Below are 17008 nucleotides of genomic sequence, written 5' to 3' on the forward strand. Positions count from 1 at the left end.
GCTGCGCGCACGCATCCACGTCGTCTCGGCTGCGTCCGCCGGCATGTACCCCTCGCCGATGGCGACCAGGACGCCGTCGAGGCAGGCCGCCGTGAGTTCGGCGAGCGAGAGGCGCTCGCCCGGGAAGAACAGAAAAGGCGACACCATCACGTCAGTCTGACGCGAGGGTGTCGCCCGCTCCCACCGAAGCGGGAATCTGTGGATAAGTGATCAGCCGCCGAGGGCGCGCAGCCAACCACGACGTGCTTCGAGCGCCTCGGACGCCTGTGCGGCCGCGCGCTTGTCGCCCCGTGCCTCCGCCTCGGCCAGCTCGGACTCGAGCTTCGCGATGGCATCCGTGATCTGACGCGTCATGTCGTTCGCACGCGCCTTCTGCTCGGGATCGTTGCGCTTCCAGTCCGCGTCCTCGCGCGTACGCACGCTCTGCTCGACCTTGCGCAGCTCGTCGTCGAGACCGCGCTCGACGTCGCGGGGGAACACGCGGCCGATCTCGTCCCACTGTCGCTGGATGGCGGTGAGGCGCTGACGGGCCGTCGCGAGGTTCTTCTCGTCGACGATGGGCGCCGCCTGCTCGAGAAGTGCGCGCTTCTGCTCGATCTTCTCGCGAGAGGCTTCGATGTCGGCGGCCTCGCGTTCCCCGCGGGCGCTGTAGAGCGCGTCGCCCGCGGCCTTGAAGCGTGCCCAGAGCGCGTCGTCGACCTTGCGACCAGCGCGCCCGGACGCCTTCCACTGGTCGAGAAGGTCGCGGTACGCCCCGATGCCGTCCTCGCCGCGCGGGGCGAGGGCCTCGGCGCGCTCCACGAGACGCGTCTTGGCGTCGCGGGCGGCCTTGTGGGTCTCATCGAGTGCCGAGAAGAACTCGCGACGGTGACGGTCGAATGTCGCGCGAGCGTCACGGAACCGGCGCCAGAGCTGCTGTGCGGTGGACTTCGGCAGGCGGGGACCGTTCTGCTGGTGCGCCTGCCACCGGTCGAAGAGCGCCGACATCTCGGCGGTGCTCTGCTTCCACTGCACGGTCTGCGGGTCGCGGGCGGCGAGAGCCTCGGCCTCCTCGACGATGACGGTGCGCTCGCGCACCGCCTCCGCGACGGCCTCCTTGGCCGCAGCGGCCTCGCTCTCGCTCGCCTCCGCGAGCTCGGCGGTCAGGGCGTCGATGCGCGAGATGAGAGCCGCGAGGTCGCCGACGGCGGCAGCGCCGTCGAGCTTCGCACGGACGCTCAACGCGGTGGTGCGCAGGTCGGACGCCGAGGCGCCGCCGCGGCGGTGACGGACCTCGAGCAGGGTCACCTCGCTCGCGAGGTCGGCGAACTTGCGCTCGAAGTAGGCGAGCGCCTCGGCCGGGGTGCCATCGGGGTACTGGCCCACGACGCGCCAACCGTCGGCCTCGCGCACTGAGACCGTGCCCTCGTCGTCAACGCGGCCCCACGGCTCGCTCGGCGCCGCAATACGAGCTCCCGGACGCGGGCCGGGGCGCGGTGACGGCGCGGGAGCCGGTGACGGGGGCACCGGAGCAGCGACAGGAGCCTCAGCGGCATCCGCTTCGGTCGTTTCGGCGACGTCGTCGGGGCCGTCCGCGGGCACCGCGATCTCGGGGGCGGAAGCAGCGGTCTCTTCGGCGGGATCAGTGGCCGCCGCGGACTCGTCGGGCGAGACGGGTGTCTCGTCTGCGGGTACCAGTTCGTCGGCTGCGTCGCTCGAGTCGTGCGAGCCGGCGGTGTCGGGGGAGGAAGCGGAAGTCACGGAAATAGCACCTCATCGCGGCGAAGCCGCCTGGGGGAGAAGGACGATCCCGAGCCTAGTACGCCCGACCGGGACATGAAGGGGTCAGGGTGTCGGCGACCCCGTCGGCTCGAGGTCGGGGAGAGGGGCATCGGACGGGGTCGGCACGGACGGGGTGTCGGTCGCGCTGGGCGCCGGGGTCGGTGCTCCCGGGCCCGCGACGAAGTACACGGTTTGGACGCCGACGGCGCCCGCGATCACGAGGAGTCCGAGGACGATCCCGACGACGTTGTCCCGTCGGCGACGATGGCCCTGTCGCCGATGCAGTTCCTGCCGCGCCTGGTACACGCGAGCCCGCTCGCGCTGCTCGCGGCTCTGCCGGTCTTTCCCGCCCGTCGCCACATCGACCTCCTCCGGCCGCCGCGCGACCGCCCCCGATCCTACGCAGGGCCGGCGGAGGCCGACAAAAGAGCGACGCCGGTGTCGGTGGCCCCGGCTAGCCTGGATCGGTGCCCGCTTCCTCCGCCCTCTTCCAGGGCCAGACCCCGCTCGCTGTCCGCATGCGGCCGACGAGTCTCGATGAGGTCGCGGGCCAGGGCCACCTCCTCCGTCCGGGCTCGCCCCTCGTCACCCTCGCCAGCACCGACTCCTCGGCATCCGGGTCCGCCGTCTCGGTGATCCTGTGGGGCCCTCCCGGAACGGGGAAGACGACGCTCGCCCAAGCCATCGCGCGGTCCTCGGGACGACGCTTCGTCGAGCTGTCGGCGATCACCGCCGGCGTGAAAGACGTCCGCGAGGTGATGCAAGAGGCCCTCACCCAGCGCGACCTGTACGGGCAGTCGACGATCCTCTTCCTCGACGAGATCCACCGCTTCACGAAGGCCCAGCAGGACGCGCTCTTGCCCGGGGTCGAGAACGGTTGGGTCGTCCTGATCGCCGCGACCACCGAGAATCCCTCGTTCTCGGTGATCTCGCCCCTGCTGTCGCGGTCGCTGCTCCTGACCCTCCGACCCCTCGGTGACGATGACCTCGGGGCGCTCGTCGATCGCGCGGTGACCGATCCGCGCGGGCTCGCCGGCCGAGTCGTGCTCGACGACGAGGCGCGCGCGGCACTCGTGCGGCTCGCCTCAGGAGACGCGCGGCGCGCCCTCACGGCTCTCGAGGCGGCGGCTTCCGTGGCGGGCGACGATGCGGGGCTCGCCGAGACAGCAGAGGACGACGACGATCCGGATGCCGATGCAGCCGCCGCGGCGTCCGAGGTCGCCGACCCGCCCGTCATCACCGCAGATCACATCGCGCAGGCCGTCGACCGGGCCCTGTTGCGCTACGACCGTCAAGGCGACGAGCACTACGACGTCATCAGCGCGTTCATCAAGTCGGTACGCGGATCGGACCCGGACGCGGCGATCCACTACCTCGCACGGATGATCGAGGCGGGGGAGGACCCCCGCTTCATCGCTCGACGTCTCGTGATCTCGGCTGCCGAAGACATCGGCATGGCCGACCCGCAGGCGCTGCAGATCGCCGTCGCGGCCGCCGACGCCGTCGCGTTCATCGGCATGCCCGAGGGCCGGATCCCGCTCGCGGAGGCGACGGTGTACCTCGCGACCACCGCGAAGTCGAACGCCGCGTACAACGCGATCAACGCCGCGATCGCCGACGTCCGCGCGGGCGGCTTCGGGCGCGTCCCGATGCACCTGCGCGACGCTCACTACCCCGGGGCGAAGCGACTCGGTCACGGCAAGGGCTACAAGTACGCGCACGACAGCGAGATCGGCATCGTGACGCAGCAATACCTGCCCGACGAACTACGTGGTCGGCGCTACTACGAGCCCACCAACCACGGGGCCGAGCGCGACGTGTCGGCGCGGCTCGAGAAGATCCGCCGCATTCTCGACGGCGGGTGAATTCCGGGGCGTTCCGGCGGGTTCGGGCTCCTGCCCGTGCCACAGTGTGTGCCCGTGATCGTCCTCCTTGCCGCTGCCGCCGTCTTTGCGCTCGACGTGTATGCCGTCGTGCTCGTCCTGCTTCGGGCCGCCGTCTATCGAGTGCACCTGTACCGTCCGATGCTGGTGAACCTCGGCCTGTCTTTCGTGCCGGTTCCGCTGTCGCTGGTCGCGGGCTTCGGGTTCCTGCTGTTCGTCCACTACCGCAGCCATCCGCTCGAATCCGCCTCCGTGCTCGAGGGGGTGCTCGCGGTGATGGCGCTCGCTCTGCCGACGTGCGCCTGGCTGCTCATGTTCCCCAACTCGGTGTACCTCATCACGGAGCTGAACTTCAGCCATCGGGTCGAGAACACCCCGGTTCCGCTCTGGTACGACATCGTCCAGACGCTGGCGCTGACGTTGTCGGGTATCGCGAACGCGATCCTCAGCCTGGCCCCCCTTCAGATGTTCGTCATCATCGGCCAGCAGAACGGCAACCAGGTCACCGTCGAGAGCTGGGTCTTCTCCGGCGTCGTCATCCTGCTCGGAGCGGTGGGTGTGTACCTCGGTCGGTACCTGCGGTTCAACAGCTGGGACGTGCGGCATCCGGTGTCGATGGCCCGAAAGCTCTCGTCGCACCTGCGGGAGCGCGGCAAAGGGCTGGAGGCCCTCGGCTTCGTCATCACGCACGCGACACTCGTCGCGCTGCTCTACGTCCCGCTGTTCCTCTTCGCATGGGGCTCGTTGGTCGCAGCCGGCCTCTGATAGCATTAATCGGTTCGAAACAGAGTTTTCGGGCATCCCCTCTCTTCTTCACCGACCTTCCGGCGTGCCCCGGCGTGCAGTCCGGATAGGGCGAAGAGAGGCGATACGTCCGTGAGCCGCGAAAGGCGCGGCCACGTCATCGGAAGGAGAACTTCGTGACCACGAAGTCTCAGGACCGCCGCAAGGTGCGTCTGTCGCGCGCCCTCGGCGTCGCACTCACCCCCAAGGCCGCCCGCTACCTCGAGAAGCGTCCCTACGCTCCGGGTGAGCACGGTCGCACCAAGCGCAAGGCTGACAGCGACTACGCCGTCCGTCTGCGCGAGAAGCAGCGTCTGCGCGAGCAGTACGGCATCCGCGAGAAGCAGCTGCGCATCGCGTTCAACGAGGCACGCCGCACCGACGGCCTGACCGGTGAGAACCTGGTCGAGCTGCTCGAGATGCGTCTGGACGCCCTCGTCGTGCGTTCGGGCTTCGCCCGCACCACCGCGCAGGCTCGCCAGCTCGTCGTGCACCGCCACATCCTGGTCGACGGCCAGCTCGTGGACCGCCCGTCGTTCCGCGTGAAGCCGGGTCAGCAGATCCACGTCAAGCCGAAGAGCGAGGGCCTCGAGCCCTTCCAGGTCGCCGCCGCCGGTGGGCACGCCGAGGTGCTGCCCCCCGTTCCCGGTTACCTCGAGGTCGACCTGTCGACGCTCCAGGCGAAGCTCCTGCGTCGCCCCAAGCGCGCCGAGGTGCCCGTCACGTGTGACGTGCAGCTCGTCGTCGAGTACTACGCCGCCCGCTGATCCCAGCGAGCACACGAAGGGCGTCGGGTTCTCCCGGCGCCCTTCGTCGTTACAGCTCGCGCTCCCGCCGCCTTTGGTGGTTTCCTCGTCGTGCGTGCGCAGCATTCGTTTGCCCGAGATGGCCGGTCTTGGCTGGCGCCGGCGACCGTCTGCGGCAAACGAACGGCGAAAGCGTCTGTTCGTTTGCCCGAGATTGTCGGTGCGAGGTCGAGCCGCCGACCATCTGCGGCAAACGAACGCGAGAGGAACATCCGCAGAAGATCTCTCTGAAGCGGCGCACGACGACCGTCGCCTACGATGAAGGATGCCGCGACCGCGGCGCTGTATCGAGGAAGAAGTGGTGATCGTGAAAAGCCTCGTCTGGTTCGCCTTCGGCATCGTCGGCGGTTTCGTCGCCGCTCACCTGGTGAACAAGGACCCCCGCGGTCAGGAGCTGTTCGCGCAGCTCGATTCCCGCATCAGCGAGTTCACCGATCGCATGAGCGACGCCTACCACGAGCAGGAGATCCGCCTGTCGGAGATCGTCGACGACGTCAAGGGCGTCGCCGCCTCCGCGAGCACGTCCCTCGGTACCGCCGCCGACGCGGCGCGCTCGGCTTCCTCGTCCGACTGACCTTCCGGCATCCCGCCCCCGGCGCCGGGGGAGGGTCCGCACGCCCATCGAAAGATTCGCCATGAAAACCGCCGAGATCGCCCAGCGCTTCCTCGACTTCTTCGAGAAGAAGAACCACACGATCGTCCCCTCGGCCTCGCTCGTCACCGACGACCCGGCCCTGCTGTTCACCGTGGCGGGCATGGTGCCCTTCATCCCGTACCTGAGCGGTGTCGTTCCGCCGCCGTACCCGCGCGCGGCCGACGTGCAGAAGTGCATTCGCACCAACGACATCGAAGAGGTCGGCAAGACGCCCCGCCACGGCACCTTCTTCCAGATGCTCGGCAACTGGTCGTTCGGCGACTACTTCAAGGAAGACGCGATCCGCTACGCGTGGGAGCTGCTGACCGCCCCCGAGTCCGAGGGCGGCCTCGCCTTCGACCCGAAGGATCTCTGGGTCACCGTCTACGAAGAGGACGACGAGGCTCACGACCTCTGGCTGAAGCTCAGCAGGCTGCCCGAGGATCGCATCCAGCGCCTCGGCAAAGACACGAACTACTGGTCGACCGGTCTCCCGGGTCCGGCGGGCCCGTGCTCCGAGATCTTCTTCGACCGTGGCCCGGCGTACGGCATCGACGGGGGACCGGCGACCGACGACGACCGCTACGTCGAGATCTGGAACCTCGTGTTCATGCAGTACGAGATCACGAACGTGCGGTCGAAGTACGACTTCGACATCGTCGGCGAGCTGCCGGCGAAGAACATCGACACCGGCATGGGCCTGGAGCGCATCGCGTTCATCAAGCAGGGCGTCGACAACATGTACGAGACCGACCAGGTACGCCCGGTCCTCGATCTCGCCGCAAAGCTCGCGGGCAAGTCGTACGGTGCCGAGTCGCACGAGGACGACGTGCGCCTCCGCATCGTCGCCGACCACGTCCGTTCCTCGCTCATGCTGCTGGCCGACGGCGTGACGCCCTCGAACGAGGGACGCGGGTACATCCTGCGGCGCATCATGCGTCGCGCCATCCGTTCGATGCGCCTGCTCGGCGTCGAGGGCCCGACCTTCCCGGAGCTGTTCGCCGCGTCGCGCGACGCGATGAAGGAGTCGTACCCGGAGGTCGAGGCCGACTACGCGCGCCTGTCGGCCTACGCGATCGCCGAGGAGCAGACGTTCCTCCGCACGCTGGCGGCCGGATCCGCCATCCTCGACCAGTCGGTGGCCGAAGCGAAGAACGGCGGGGGCACGACGCTGTCGGGTTCCGAGGCGTTCCTGCTGCACGACACGTACGGCTTCCCCATCGACCTCACGCTCGAGATCGCCGAAGAGGCGGGCCTGAGCGTCGACCGCGGAGCCTTCGACCAGCTCATGCAGGAGCAGCGCACCCGCGCGAAGGCCGACGCCCGTGCTCGCAAGGGCGCGATCGCCGATCAGAGCGCGTACCGCGAGTTCCGCGCGCTGGGCGAGACGGTGTTCACCGGATACACCGAGCTGCAGACGGAGTCGACCGTGCTCGGCATCCTGGTCGACGGTCAGGGAACGGATCGCGCCTCCGCCGGACAGATCGCCGAGGTCATCACGGCCGAGACCGCTCTGTACGCCGAGTCGGGCGGCCAGGTCGCCGACAAGGGCACGATCGTGGGGCCGGGGTACGAGCTCGAGGTGCTCGACGTGCAGCGCCCCGTGCCGGGGCTCATCAGCCACACCGTCGAGGTCACCACCGGTGAGGTGTCGGTCGGTTCGCCCGCCACCACCGTGGTCGACGCCCTCAACCGGCACTCGGCGCAGCAGGCGCACTCCGCGACGCACCTCGTGCACGCGGCGATCCGCGACACCCTCGGCAAGACGGCGACGCAGACCGGCTCGCTCAACCGCGCCGGATACATGCGCTTCGACTTCAGCTGGGGCTCGGCGCTCTCGCCCGCGACCCGCACCGAGATCGAGGACATCGCCAACAACGCCGTCCGCGACAACCTCGAGGTCACGACGCGCGTGATGTCGCTCGACGAGGCGAAGGCCGCGGGCGCCATGGCGCTGTTCGGCGAGAAGTACGGCGACACGGTGCGCATGGTCGACATCGGCGGTCCCTGGTCGCGCGAGCTCTGCGGCGGCACGCACGTCGCCCGCAGCTCCGAGATCGGCCTGGTCAACCTCGTCGGCGAGCAGTCGGTCGGCGCCTCGAACCGTCGCGTGGAGGCGCTCGTGGGCCTCGATGCCTTCCGCGACCTGGCGGCGGAGCGCGCGATCGTGTCGCAGCTGTCGACGTCGCTCAAGACACCACGCGAGCAGCTCACGACCCGCATCGCGGAGCTGGCGGCGAGCCTCAAAGCGGCCGAGAAGAAGATCGCCGCGTTCGAGGCACAGGCCCTGACCGGTCGTCTGCCCCAGCTGGTCGAGGCGGCCGTCGCCGTCGGCACCGTGCGCGTCGTCGCACAGAGTCTGGGGGAGGGCGCGTCGGCCGACGATGTGCGCTCGCTCGCCCTGCAGGTGCGAGACCGTCTCGGGAGCGACCCGGCCGTCGTCGCCCTCGCCTCGGTCGCGGCCGGGCGCGCCACGGTCGTCGTCGTGACGAACGAAGCCGCCCGCGAACGGGGCCTGGCCGCCGGTGCCCTCGCGAAGGCCGCCGCGGGGGTTCTCGGCGGCGGCGGGGGCGGTCGCCCCGACGTCGCGCAGGGCGGCGGAACGGATGCCACGGCTCTGCCGCAGGCGCTCGAGGGCATCGTCGCGGACGTGCGGGCGACCACCGCGTGACGGCGTTTCGGCGCGGCATCCGTCTCGGGATCGATGTCGGGCGCGCCCGTGTCGGTGTCGCCCGCTCCGACCCGGACGGAGTACTCGCCGTCCCTGTCGAGACGGTTCCGCGCAAGGGCGAGCCCGTCCGCCGCATCGCCGCCCTCGCCGCGGAGTACGAGGCGTTCGAGGTGCTCGTCGGCCTGCCGCTGAATCTCCGCGGCGAGGACACGCCCTCGACGACCGACGCCCGCAGGTTTGCGCAGGCTCTCGCCACCGCATTGCCGATGCCCGTCCGGCTGGTCGATGAGCGTCTGAGCACCGTGTCGGCGCACGGTGTGCTGAGAGAGGCAGGACGTTCCCAGCGGGATTCTCGTAGCATTGTGGACCAAGTCGCCGCTGTGGTGCTGCTGCAGCAGGCGCTCGACGTGGAGCGACAGTCCGGTGACCCGGCCGGACCCGCCGTCACACCGGGACAGGAGCCCGCCTGACATGCCCGAAAACGACCCCAACGCCAACGACCCCCTCGCCGACCTGTACGGACGGCTGCCCGACCCGCGCGCGGCCGCTTCGGACGGCGCGCGGCGACGGTCGCCGTCGACGGACGAGTCGCCCGCCGCGCCCGAGCCGGAGACGCCCGTGTCGCGCCGCGCCGCGCGAGCTGCTCGCGCGCAGACAGGACCCACCGCGGCACAGACCGGTGTGCCCGCTCCGGCGCAGAGCACGGAATCCGTCGCCTCGACGCCCGCCGCCTCCCGGCCGCGAACGACGGCGCCGACGAACAACGCGGCGCCGACTCCGTCGGCCGGCGCCGCCACGCGCCCCGCCGCGGCACAGCCCGGCCCCGCTCGAACCCCCGCCGAGACGGCTCGTCGAGCGGCCGCCGCGGAGCAGCCCACGCAGCAGATCCCGACCACGCCCGCTGAGCGCGAGCCCGCTCTCGTCGGCGCAGCGGCTGCCGGAGTGTCGGCCGGACGGACGGCGAACGACGGCACCGTACCGAGTGGCTCGCTCGAGGACCTCTTCACCGGCCGCGCCCACACCGACCAGATCGGCGCCCCCGCTCCCCGGAAGCCCAAGAAGCGTCGCCGCACCGGCGGGTGGATCGCCCTCGGGATCGTCCTCGTGGTCATCGGCGGCCTCGTGGGCGGCGGCTTCGCCCTGTGGAACACCTACGGCGACCGGGTTCAGGCGTTCCTCGGCACCGGCGAGCCCCTCGACTACGGGGCGGGCATCGCCAACGGCGAGGCCCGCGTGACGATCGTGGCGGGGGACACCGGCGAGTCCGTCTCCCCGAAGATGTTCGACGCCGGCGTGACCAAGGCCTCCAACTCGCTCTACAAGTACATGGTCGACAATTCGGTCGGCTTCACCTTCCAGCCGGGTGTCTACAAGCTGCAGAAGCAGATGACGTCCGAGGCCGTCATCGCCGCACTCCGCGACCCGGCGAACCGCCTCGACAACTCCGTGCAGCTGCGCGAGGGCCTCACGCTCACCCAGTCGCTCGACGTGATCTCGGAGCAGACGGGCATCGCGCGCGCCGACCTCGACGCGGCCGTCGCCGATCCGTCGCAGTACGGCGTCTCCGCCTCGTCGCTCGAAGGATGGATCTTCCCCGCCACCTACGACTTCGACGAGGGCGTCGCCGCGAAGGACGTGATCGCGCGCATGGTCCAGCGCACGGTGCAGTCGCTCGATCAGGCGGGAGTGCCCGAGAGCGACCGCGAGCGGATTCTCATCATCGCGTCGATCATCGAGCGCGAAGCGCGCAACCCCGACGACTTCTACAAGGTCTCGCGCGTGATCGAGAATCGCCTCCAGCCCGACAACGACGAGACGCACGGCCTTCTGCAGATGGACTCGACCGCCCAGTACGGCGTCGGAGAGATCGGCGCGGGAAGCTCGTCGTCGTCCGAGAACGCGCTCACCAGCGACAACCCATGGAACACCTACATCCACCCGGGTCTGCCGGTGGGGCCGATCGCCAACGCGGGTGACCTCGCGATCGACGCGGCCATGCACCCCGTCGACGGACCGTGGTACTACTTCACGACCGTCAACCTCGCGACGGGAGAGACGGTCTTCTCGACGACGTACGCCGATCAGCTCAAGGCCGTCGACCAGTTCCAGCAGTGGTGCCGCGACAACCCCGACGGCGGATGCTGAGCGCCGACCGGCTCGCCGTCTGGGGGGACCCGATCGATCACTCACGGTCGCCGTCGCTGCACGCGGCGGCGTACCGCGAGCTGGGGCTGTCGTGGACGTACGGGCGGCAGCGAGTGACCGAGGCGGATTTTGCCGTCCGCCTGGGCGAGTTGGACGGCACCTGGCGCGGGCTCTCGCTCACGATGCCGTTGAAGAACGTCGCCTTCCGCGCCGCTGTCGAGCTCGACGACGCCGCGCGGCGTACGGGCGCCGTGAACACGTTCCTCCTCACGTCCGACGGACCGCGCGGGTTCAACACCGACGTCGGAGGCCTGGCGCGCGCCCTGCGCGAGGCGGGCGTGGCTGAACCGGGCGTGGCGCGCATTCTCGGAGCAGGCGCCACGGCGACTTCCGCGGTGATGTCTCTCGCTGAGCTCGGCACGCGGCGCGTCGAGGTCGTGGCCCGTCGCCCCGAAGCCGTCATCCCCCTGAGGGACCTGGGGGAGTCCGTCGGTGTCGAGATCTCACGCGCGTCGTTCGACGATCCCCGGATGCCAGCGCCCGTCGATGTGACCGTCGCGGCTCTCCCGGGGAAGGTCGACGTGGGTCCCGGCATCCGTCCCTTCGCCGAGAACGGCGGGCTGCTCGTCGACGTCGTCTACGGCAACTGGCCGACCGCCCTCGCCGAGCAGTGGCGCGCCGCGGGGAACGAGGCGATCAACGGGCTTCCGATGCTGCTGCACCAGGCGCTGCTGCAGGTGCGCATCTTCGTCGGCGGCGATCCGGCCGTTCCCCTCGAGCGCGAGGACGCCGTGCTGGCCGCGATGCGCATCGCGCTCGTGGGAGACTAGACGAATGCTTCGCGTTCTCACGGCCGGCGAGTCCCACGGCCCCGAACTGATCGCCCTCATGGAGGGGATGCCGGCGGGCGTTCCCATCTCGTCCGCGCAGATCCGCGCAGAACTCGCGCGTCGCCGGCTCGGCTACGGCCGCGGCTCGCGCATGAAGTTCGAGGAAGACGAGCTGACGCTGTCCACGGGCATCGTGCAGGGCTACACGATCGGCAGCCCCATCGCGCTGCGCATCGGCAACACCGAGTGGCCGAAGTGGACCGAGGTCATGAGCCCCGAGCCCGTCGAGCTGTCGGACAAGTCGCGCGGTCGCGGTGCGGCGCTGACGCGTCCGCGTCCGGGTCACGCCGACCTCGTCGGCATGCAGAAGTACGGCTTCGACGAGGCCCGGCCGATCCTCGAGCGTGCGTCTGCTCGCGAGACCGCCGCGCGTGTGGCCCTCGGGGCCATCGCCCGCTCGTTCCTCGGCGAGCTCGGCATCCGGCTCGTCAGCCACACGCTCTCGATCGGACCCGTTCGTGTTCCCGATGACGCCGCGATCCCCGCGCCCGACGACGTCGACCGCCTCGACGCCGACCCGCTGCGGTGCTTCCACCCCGCGACGAGCGAGGCGATGGTCGCGGAGATCGATGACGCCAAGAAGGCGGGTGACACCCTCGGCGGTGTCGTCGAGGTGCTCGCCTACGGTCTGCCCCCGGGGCTCGGCTCGCACGTGCAGTGGGACCGTCGACTGGATGCCAAGCTCGCCCAGGCGCTCATGAGCATCCAGGCGATCAAGGGCGTCGAGGTCGGCGACGGCTTCCTCACCACCACGCGCCGTGGCTCGCAGGCGCACGACGAACTCTTCGCCACGGAGGACGGCATCACGCGTTCGTCCGACCGCGCCGGCGGCACCGAGGGCGGAATGTCGACCGGTACGGTGCTGCGCGTGCGCGCCGGCATGAAGCCGATCGCCACGATCCCGAAGGCGCTGCGCACCGTCGACGTCGCGACCGGCGACACCGCGGCGGCGCACCACCAGCGCTCCGACGTCTGTGCGGTTCCCGCGTCCGGTGTCGTCGCCGAAGCGATGGTGGCTGTGACGCTCGCCGACGCCGTGCTCGAGAAGTTCGGGGGCGACAACATCGCCGAGACGCGTCGCAACCTCGAGTCGTACCTCGCGAACCTCCCCGAGACGCTGCGCACGAGCGACGCGTCCGACGCCGCGCTGCTCGCGCATGACCCCGCCTGAGCCGGTGGACCAGGCGACGACGATCCCGGATGCCGGGACCTCGGCTGTCGTCCTGATCGGGCCGATGGGGGCGGGGAAGACCAGCGTCGGGCGCCGTGTCGCGCGCGCCCTTGGCACGCCGTTCACCGACACCGACAAGCTCGTCGTCCGCGACCACGGCCCGATCCCGGCGTTGTTCCGTGCCCACGGCGAGCCGCACTTCCGCGCCCTCGAGCGCGAGGCCGTCGCCGAGGCGCTGACCCGCGGCGGCGTGGTCGCGCTGGGCGGGGGTGCGGTCCTCGACGCCGTGACGCGCGAGCGGTTGCGAGAGCACCGGGTGGTGCTGCTGACCGTGGCGCCGCACGTCGTGGCATCCCGGATCCACGGAGACGATCGGCCGCTCCTCGGCGGTGAAGACCCCGTCGCGCGCTGGCTGCGGATCTTCGAGGAACGGCGGCCGGTCTACGAAGAGACGGCCGACATCGCATTCGACACCTCATCCGGCCCGCTCGTGCGGGTCGTCGACGACATCGTGGCTTGGGCACGCCGAGTGCCGGCCGGGGAGACGGCATGACCGACACCACCACCATCAGCGTCGCCGGCGACTCCGGCTACGACATCACGATCGGCCGTGGCCTCCTGGCCTCGCTCGGAGAGGTGCTGCCGGCGGCCGCGCAGAAGGTGCTCGTGGTGCACCCGCCGACGCTCGCGAAGCAGGCGGAAGAGCTGCGCGCGCAGCTGATGGGAGACCGCCAGGTGCTCCTCGCCGAGATCCCGGATGCCGAGGCCGGCAAGCGCGTGGAAGTCGCGGCGTTCTGCTGGCAGGTCATGGGACAGGCCGACTTCACGCGGACCGACGCCGTCATCGGCTTCGGTGGGGGAGCGGTCACCGACCTCGCCGGCTTCGTCGCGGCGACCTGGCTGCGCGGCGTCGCCCTCGTGCAGGTCCCGACGACCGTGCTCGGCATGGTCGACGCCGCCGTCGGGGGCAAGACCGGAATCAACACCGCGGAGGGGAAGAACCTCGTCGGAGCGTTCTGGCCGCCGGTCGCCGTCGTGTGCGACCTCGACCTGCTCGACACGCTGTCGAAGAACGAGGCGACGGCCGGGTTCGCCGAAGTCGTCAAGGCGGGTTTCATCTGGCATCCGGAGATCCTCGATCTCATCGAGGCCGACCCATCGGGGATCGTCGATCCGCGCGGCGACGCGTTCCGCCGCTGCATCGAACTGGCGATCGACATGAAGGCGCGGGTCGTCGGCGAGGACCTGCGCGAGGCGGGGCTGCGCGAGGTGCTCAACTACGGGCACACCCTCGGGCACGCGATCGAGCACGCCGAGCGCTACCGCTGGCGTCACGGCGCGGCGATCTCGGTCGGCATGGTGTTCGCCGCGGAGTTGTCGCGACTGGCCGGACGCCTCTCCGACGACGTCGCGCAGCGTCACCGCACCGTGTTGGAGTCACTGGGCCTGCCGACCACGTATCGCGCCGGGGCGTTCCAGACGTTGAAGGCGACCATGCAGCGCGACAAGAAGAGCCGCGGCAGCATGTTGCGCTTCATCGTGCTCGACGACCTCGCGCGCCCGACGGTGCTGCAGGCGCCGGATGAGTCGCTGCTGTTCGCCGCGTACCAGGAGGTCGGCGCGTAGGTTCGGCATCCGCCGGCGCGCTCGACATCGGGTTCGTGGATTCCGGATGCCATGGCATCCGCCGCTCTTCCCTCACTTGCGCGCGGCCCGTGCCGGGCACGGGGATGCGTCGCAGATCCGGAGATGCGCCTCGGATCCGGACGATTCGCACGGGATGCTCCGGATCCGCGACGCGTCTCCGGTTCTGCGACGGGAACGGCCCCGCCTCCGGAAGGAGACGGGGCCGTTCCACGCTGAGGATCAGACCCCCGCGGGGACGCGCTCCTCGGCGCGGAGGCCGAGCTGTGCTGTCGGCACGTTCTTCGTCTCGCGTGCCGTGAGGGCGCTGATCGACGCGATGATCGCGATGACCGCGGTGAAGAGGCTGATGACGACCCAGCCGCCCGCTCCTCCGCCGCCGAGCGCCGCGACGATGCTGGGCGCGAACCCGGCCATGAGGAAGCCGAGCTGCGTGCCGATCGCCATCCCCGAGAAACGAACGCGAGTGCTGAACATCTCGCCGTAGAAGGAAGGCCAGACGGCGTTGGCCGCCGCGTAGCCGCACGAGAAGGTCAGAACCGCGAGGCCGAAGGTGAGCAGGTCATTCCCCGCACCCATCGACAGCATGTAGAACGGCATGAACACGGCAGACGACAGAGCACCGTAGATGAAGACGGGCTTGCGGCCGATGCGATCGGCGAGCTTGCCGAACAGCGGCTGAGTGAACAGCGCCACGACATTGGCGACCACCACGAGCCACAGCGTGACGCTGGCGTCGAGTCCGACCTGCTTGCCGTAGGCGATCGCAAGGGTGCCGAACACCGTGGAGACCGCGGCGATGAACGCGCAGAAGATCACGCGGAGCACGTCGCGCCAGTGATTCTTCAGCAGGGGGACCAGCGGCATCCGGGCGATCTGGCCGGTCTCCTTGGCCTGCTCGAACTCGGGCGTCTCGTGCAGGCTCCGTCGGATGAAGAACGCCACGACCACGACGACGGCGCTGAGCCAGAACGGCACGCGCCATCCCCACGAGAACTTGATGTCGTCGGGGAGGGCGACCACGGGGATGAACACGAGCGCGGCGAGGATCTGACCCCCCTGCGTTCCCGTGAGGGTCCACGAGGTGAAGAAGGAACGGCGTCCGTCGGGGGCGTGCTCGAGGGTGAGCGACGACGCTCCCGCCTGCTCGCCCGCCGCCGACAGCCCCTGGGCCAAACGGCACAGCACGAGCAGGATCGGCGCGAACCAGCCGATCTGCGCGAAGCCGGGCAGGCAGCCGATCACGAACGTCGACAGACCCATGAGGAGCAGCGTGAACATCAGCACCTTCTGGCGTCCGATGCGGTCGCCGAAGTGGCCGAGGATGACGGCGCCCACCGGGCGGGCGACGTAGGCGAACCCGAAGGTCGCGAACGACATCACCAGTGCCGCCTGGTCGCCCGACGGGAAGAAGACGGTGGGGAAGATGAGCGCGGCGGCCGAGCCGAACAGGAAGAAGTCGTAGTACTCCACGGCGCTTCCCATGAAGCTGGCCGCGGCCGCCTTCACGGGAGTCTTCCGCGTCGTTGCGGTGGTGGTCATGGGGTGTGCTCCTTAGCGAGGAATGGCGGGGCTGGCGGGCGAGTCGGCGGCCACCAGGTCCAGGAAATGGGCGGTCATGCGATCGGGGTCGGGTCGCGTCCCCGTGATGAGGGCGAACGCATCGACGGCCTGGTGGACCGCCATACGTCCGCCGCTGAGCGTGCGGCAGCCGCGCTCGCGCGCGGCGACGAGGAGTTCGGTGTCGAGCGGGCGGTACACGATGTCGGCGACCCAGAGATCGGGGCGCAGCAGGTCGGCGTCGAGGGGGAGCCCCGGGTGCTCGGCCATTCCGACCGGGGTGCAGTGCACGAGGCCGTCGGCACCGTCGAGCACCTCGCCGAGGCGACCCGGCGTCGCGGTGTCGACGGCGGAGAGCGGATGCCGCGAGCCGAGGTCGTCGGCGAGCGCGGCCGCGCGTGCGGAGTCGAGGTCGACGATCGTCAGTCGAGCGGTCCCGAGGCGCAACAGCGCATCGGCGACGGCGGACCCTGCGCCACCCGCGCCGAGCTGGACGACGTGCCGGGTTGCGGCATCCGGGAGTCCATCGGTGAAAGCGGCGGCGAAGCCGGTCGTATCGGTGTTGTAGCCGACCCGACCCGCGGGAGTGAAGAGCACCGTGTTGACTGCGCCGAGGGCGGCGGCGACGGGGTCGATCCGGTCGAGGTGGGCGAGGACGCTCTGCTTGCACGGGTGCGTCACATTGACGGCGTCGTAGCCGAGGCGCTCGGCCCACGCGAGCACGTCGCCGATGCGCTCGGGGTCGATGCCCAGGGCGGTGAGGTCGAGTGGGCGGTAGACGTAGGTCAGCCCGAGCGCGCGCGCTTCGGCCATGTGCATCGGCGGGGTGAGCGAGGGGAGGACTCCCGTGCCGATGAGGCCGACGAGGTAGGGGGGCGCGTCGATCACGGTACTCCTTCGTGTCCGTGGGGCCGGTTATGTACTAACCGGTACGTTCAGAGGAAACCACGCTCACTCCGCGGTGTCAACGACGAGATCCCAGATGCCGTAGATCCGGGGCGCCCCGCGAGCATCCCGGTGGCTTCGACAAGCTCAGCCACCTGTGTCGAGAGGCCCCTGA

General features: G+C 70.2%; 15 protein-coding genes. 11 read left to right on the forward strand and 4 right to left on the reverse strand.

The window, feature by feature from the left end; genetic code table 11:
• Positions 1-210: 210 nt before the first annotated feature.
• Both P2P98_RS13370 and P2P98_RS13375 read right to left on the reverse strand, forming a co-directional pair.
• Positions 211-1740 carry a DUF349 domain-containing protein gene (locus tag P2P98_RS13370; protein ID WP_275800494.1) on the reverse strand — a complete coding sequence of 510 codons (1530 nt, stop codon included), beginning with the start codon at positions 1738-1740 and terminating at the stop codon, positions 211-213.
• 84 nt (positions 1741-1824) lie between these two features.
• Positions 1825-2121: a dioxygenase gene (locus P2P98_RS13375; protein WP_275800495.1), complete on the reverse strand. Its 297-nt coding sequence runs from the start codon at positions 2119-2121 to the stop codon at positions 1825-1827.
• A gap of 107 nt (positions 2122-2228) precedes the next feature.
• Between P2P98_RS13375 and P2P98_RS13380 the strand changes: the two genes are divergently transcribed.
• The 11 genes from P2P98_RS13380 (at position 2229) to aroB (ending at position 14370) form a co-directional block, all read left to right on the forward strand.
• Complete coding sequence (locus P2P98_RS13380; RefSeq protein WP_275800497.1) at positions 2229-3626, forward strand: replication-associated recombination protein A; 1398 nt, start codon at positions 2229-2231, stop codon at positions 3624-3626.
• 54 nt (positions 3627-3680) lie between these two features.
• Positions 3681-4409, forward strand: coding sequence for a DUF1361 domain-containing protein (locus tag P2P98_RS13385; RefSeq protein ID WP_058595730.1), 729 nt, complete (start codon positions 3681-3683; stop codon positions 4407-4409).
• Positions 4410-4564: 155 nt separating this feature from the next.
• Positions 4565-5194 (forward strand): 30S ribosomal protein S4, encoded by a 630-nt coding sequence (gene rpsD, locus P2P98_RS13390; protein WP_058595701.1) that lies wholly within the window; start codon positions 4565-4567, stop codon positions 5192-5194.
• A gap of 340 nt (positions 5195-5534) precedes the next feature.
• Entirely contained in the window at positions 5535-5807 is a 273-nt protein-coding gene (locus tag P2P98_RS13395) for an ATPase (RefSeq protein WP_275800501.1), read from the forward strand.
• Between the two features lie 61 nt (positions 5808-5868).
• Complete coding sequence (alaS, locus tag P2P98_RS13400; RefSeq protein ID WP_275800503.1) at positions 5869-8538, forward strand: alanine--tRNA ligase; 2670 nt, start codon at positions 5869-5871, stop codon at positions 8536-8538.
• On the forward strand, positions 8535-9008 hold the full coding sequence (gene ruvX, locus P2P98_RS13405; protein ID WP_275800506.1) for a Holliday junction resolvase RuvX: 474 nt from the start codon (positions 8535-8537) through the stop codon (positions 9006-9008). The genes alaS and ruvX overlap by 4 nt, the downstream gene beginning before the upstream one ends.
• A gap of 1 nt (position 9009) precedes the next feature.
• On the forward strand, positions 9010-10683 hold the full coding sequence (gene mltG, locus P2P98_RS13410; RefSeq protein ID WP_275800509.1) for an endolytic transglycosylase MltG: 1674 nt from the start codon (positions 9010-9012) through the stop codon (positions 10681-10683).
• Positions 10677-11513: a shikimate dehydrogenase gene (locus P2P98_RS13415; protein WP_275800510.1), complete on the forward strand. Its 837-nt coding sequence runs from the start codon at positions 10677-10679 to the stop codon at positions 11511-11513. The genes mltG and P2P98_RS13415 overlap by 7 nt, the downstream gene beginning before the upstream one ends.
• A gap of 4 nt (positions 11514-11517) precedes the next feature.
• A complete protein-coding gene (gene aroC, locus P2P98_RS13420; protein ID WP_275800512.1) occupies positions 11518-12744 on the forward strand; it encodes a chorismate synthase in 1227 nt (408 codons plus the stop codon).
• Positions 12731-13297: a shikimate kinase gene (locus P2P98_RS13425; RefSeq protein ID WP_275800513.1), complete on the forward strand. Its 567-nt coding sequence runs from the start codon at positions 12731-12733 to the stop codon at positions 13295-13297. Before aroC ends, P2P98_RS13425 begins: the two co-directional genes overlap by 14 nt.
• Positions 13294-14370, forward strand: a complete 1077-nt coding sequence (gene aroB, locus P2P98_RS13430; protein ID WP_275800514.1) for a 3-dehydroquinate synthase — start codon at positions 13294-13296, stop codon at positions 14368-14370. The genes P2P98_RS13425 and aroB overlap by 4 nt, the downstream gene beginning before the upstream one ends.
• Before the next feature lie 240 nt (positions 14371-14610).
• Here aroB and P2P98_RS13435 read toward each other — a convergent pair whose 3' ends face one another.
• Both P2P98_RS13435 and P2P98_RS13440 read right to left on the reverse strand, forming a co-directional pair.
• Positions 14611-15930 (reverse strand): MFS transporter, encoded by a 1320-nt coding sequence (locus P2P98_RS13435; protein WP_275800515.1) that lies wholly within the window; start codon positions 15928-15930, stop codon positions 14611-14613.
• Between the two features lie 12 nt (positions 15931-15942).
• On the reverse strand, positions 15943-16836 hold the full coding sequence (locus tag P2P98_RS13440; protein WP_275800516.1) for a shikimate dehydrogenase: 894 nt from the start codon (positions 16834-16836) through the stop codon (positions 15943-15945).
• Positions 16837-17008 lie beyond the last annotated feature (172 nt).

It is taken from the genome of Microbacterium sp. Kw_RZR3 (assembly GCF_029222405.1).
Lineage (GTDB): Bacteria > Actinomycetota > Actinomycetes > Actinomycetales > Microbacteriaceae > Microbacterium.

What these genes read in the sequence shown, in the direction of transcription:
- alaS (WP_275800503.1), top strand. Translation starts at nt 5,869, where the DNA reads ATGAAAACCGCCGAGATCGCCCAGCGCTTCCTCGACTTCTTCGAGAAG.
- mltG (WP_275800509.1), top strand. Translation starts at nt 9,010, where the DNA reads ATGCCCGAAAACGACCCCAACGCCAACGACCCCCTCGCCGACCTGTAC.
- P2P98_RS13415 (WP_275800510.1), top strand. Translation starts at nt 10,677, where the DNA reads ATGCTGAGCGCCGACCGGCTCGCCGTCTGGGGGGACCCGATCGATCAC.
- aroC (WP_275800512.1), top strand. Translation starts at nt 11,518, where the DNA reads ATGCTTCGCGTTCTCACGGCCGGCGAGTCCCACGGCCCCGAACTGATC.
- P2P98_RS13425 (WP_275800513.1), top strand. Translation starts at nt 12,731, where the DNA reads ATGACCCCGCCTGAGCCGGTGGACCAGGCGACGACGATCCCGGATGCC.
- aroB (WP_275800514.1), top strand. Translation starts at nt 13,294, where the DNA reads ATGACCGACACCACCACCATCAGCGTCGCCGGCGACTCCGGCTACGAC.
- P2P98_RS13435 (WP_275800515.1), bottom strand. Translation starts at nt 15,930, where the DNA reads ATGACCACCACCGCAACGACGCGGAAGACTCCCGTGAAGGCGGCCGCG.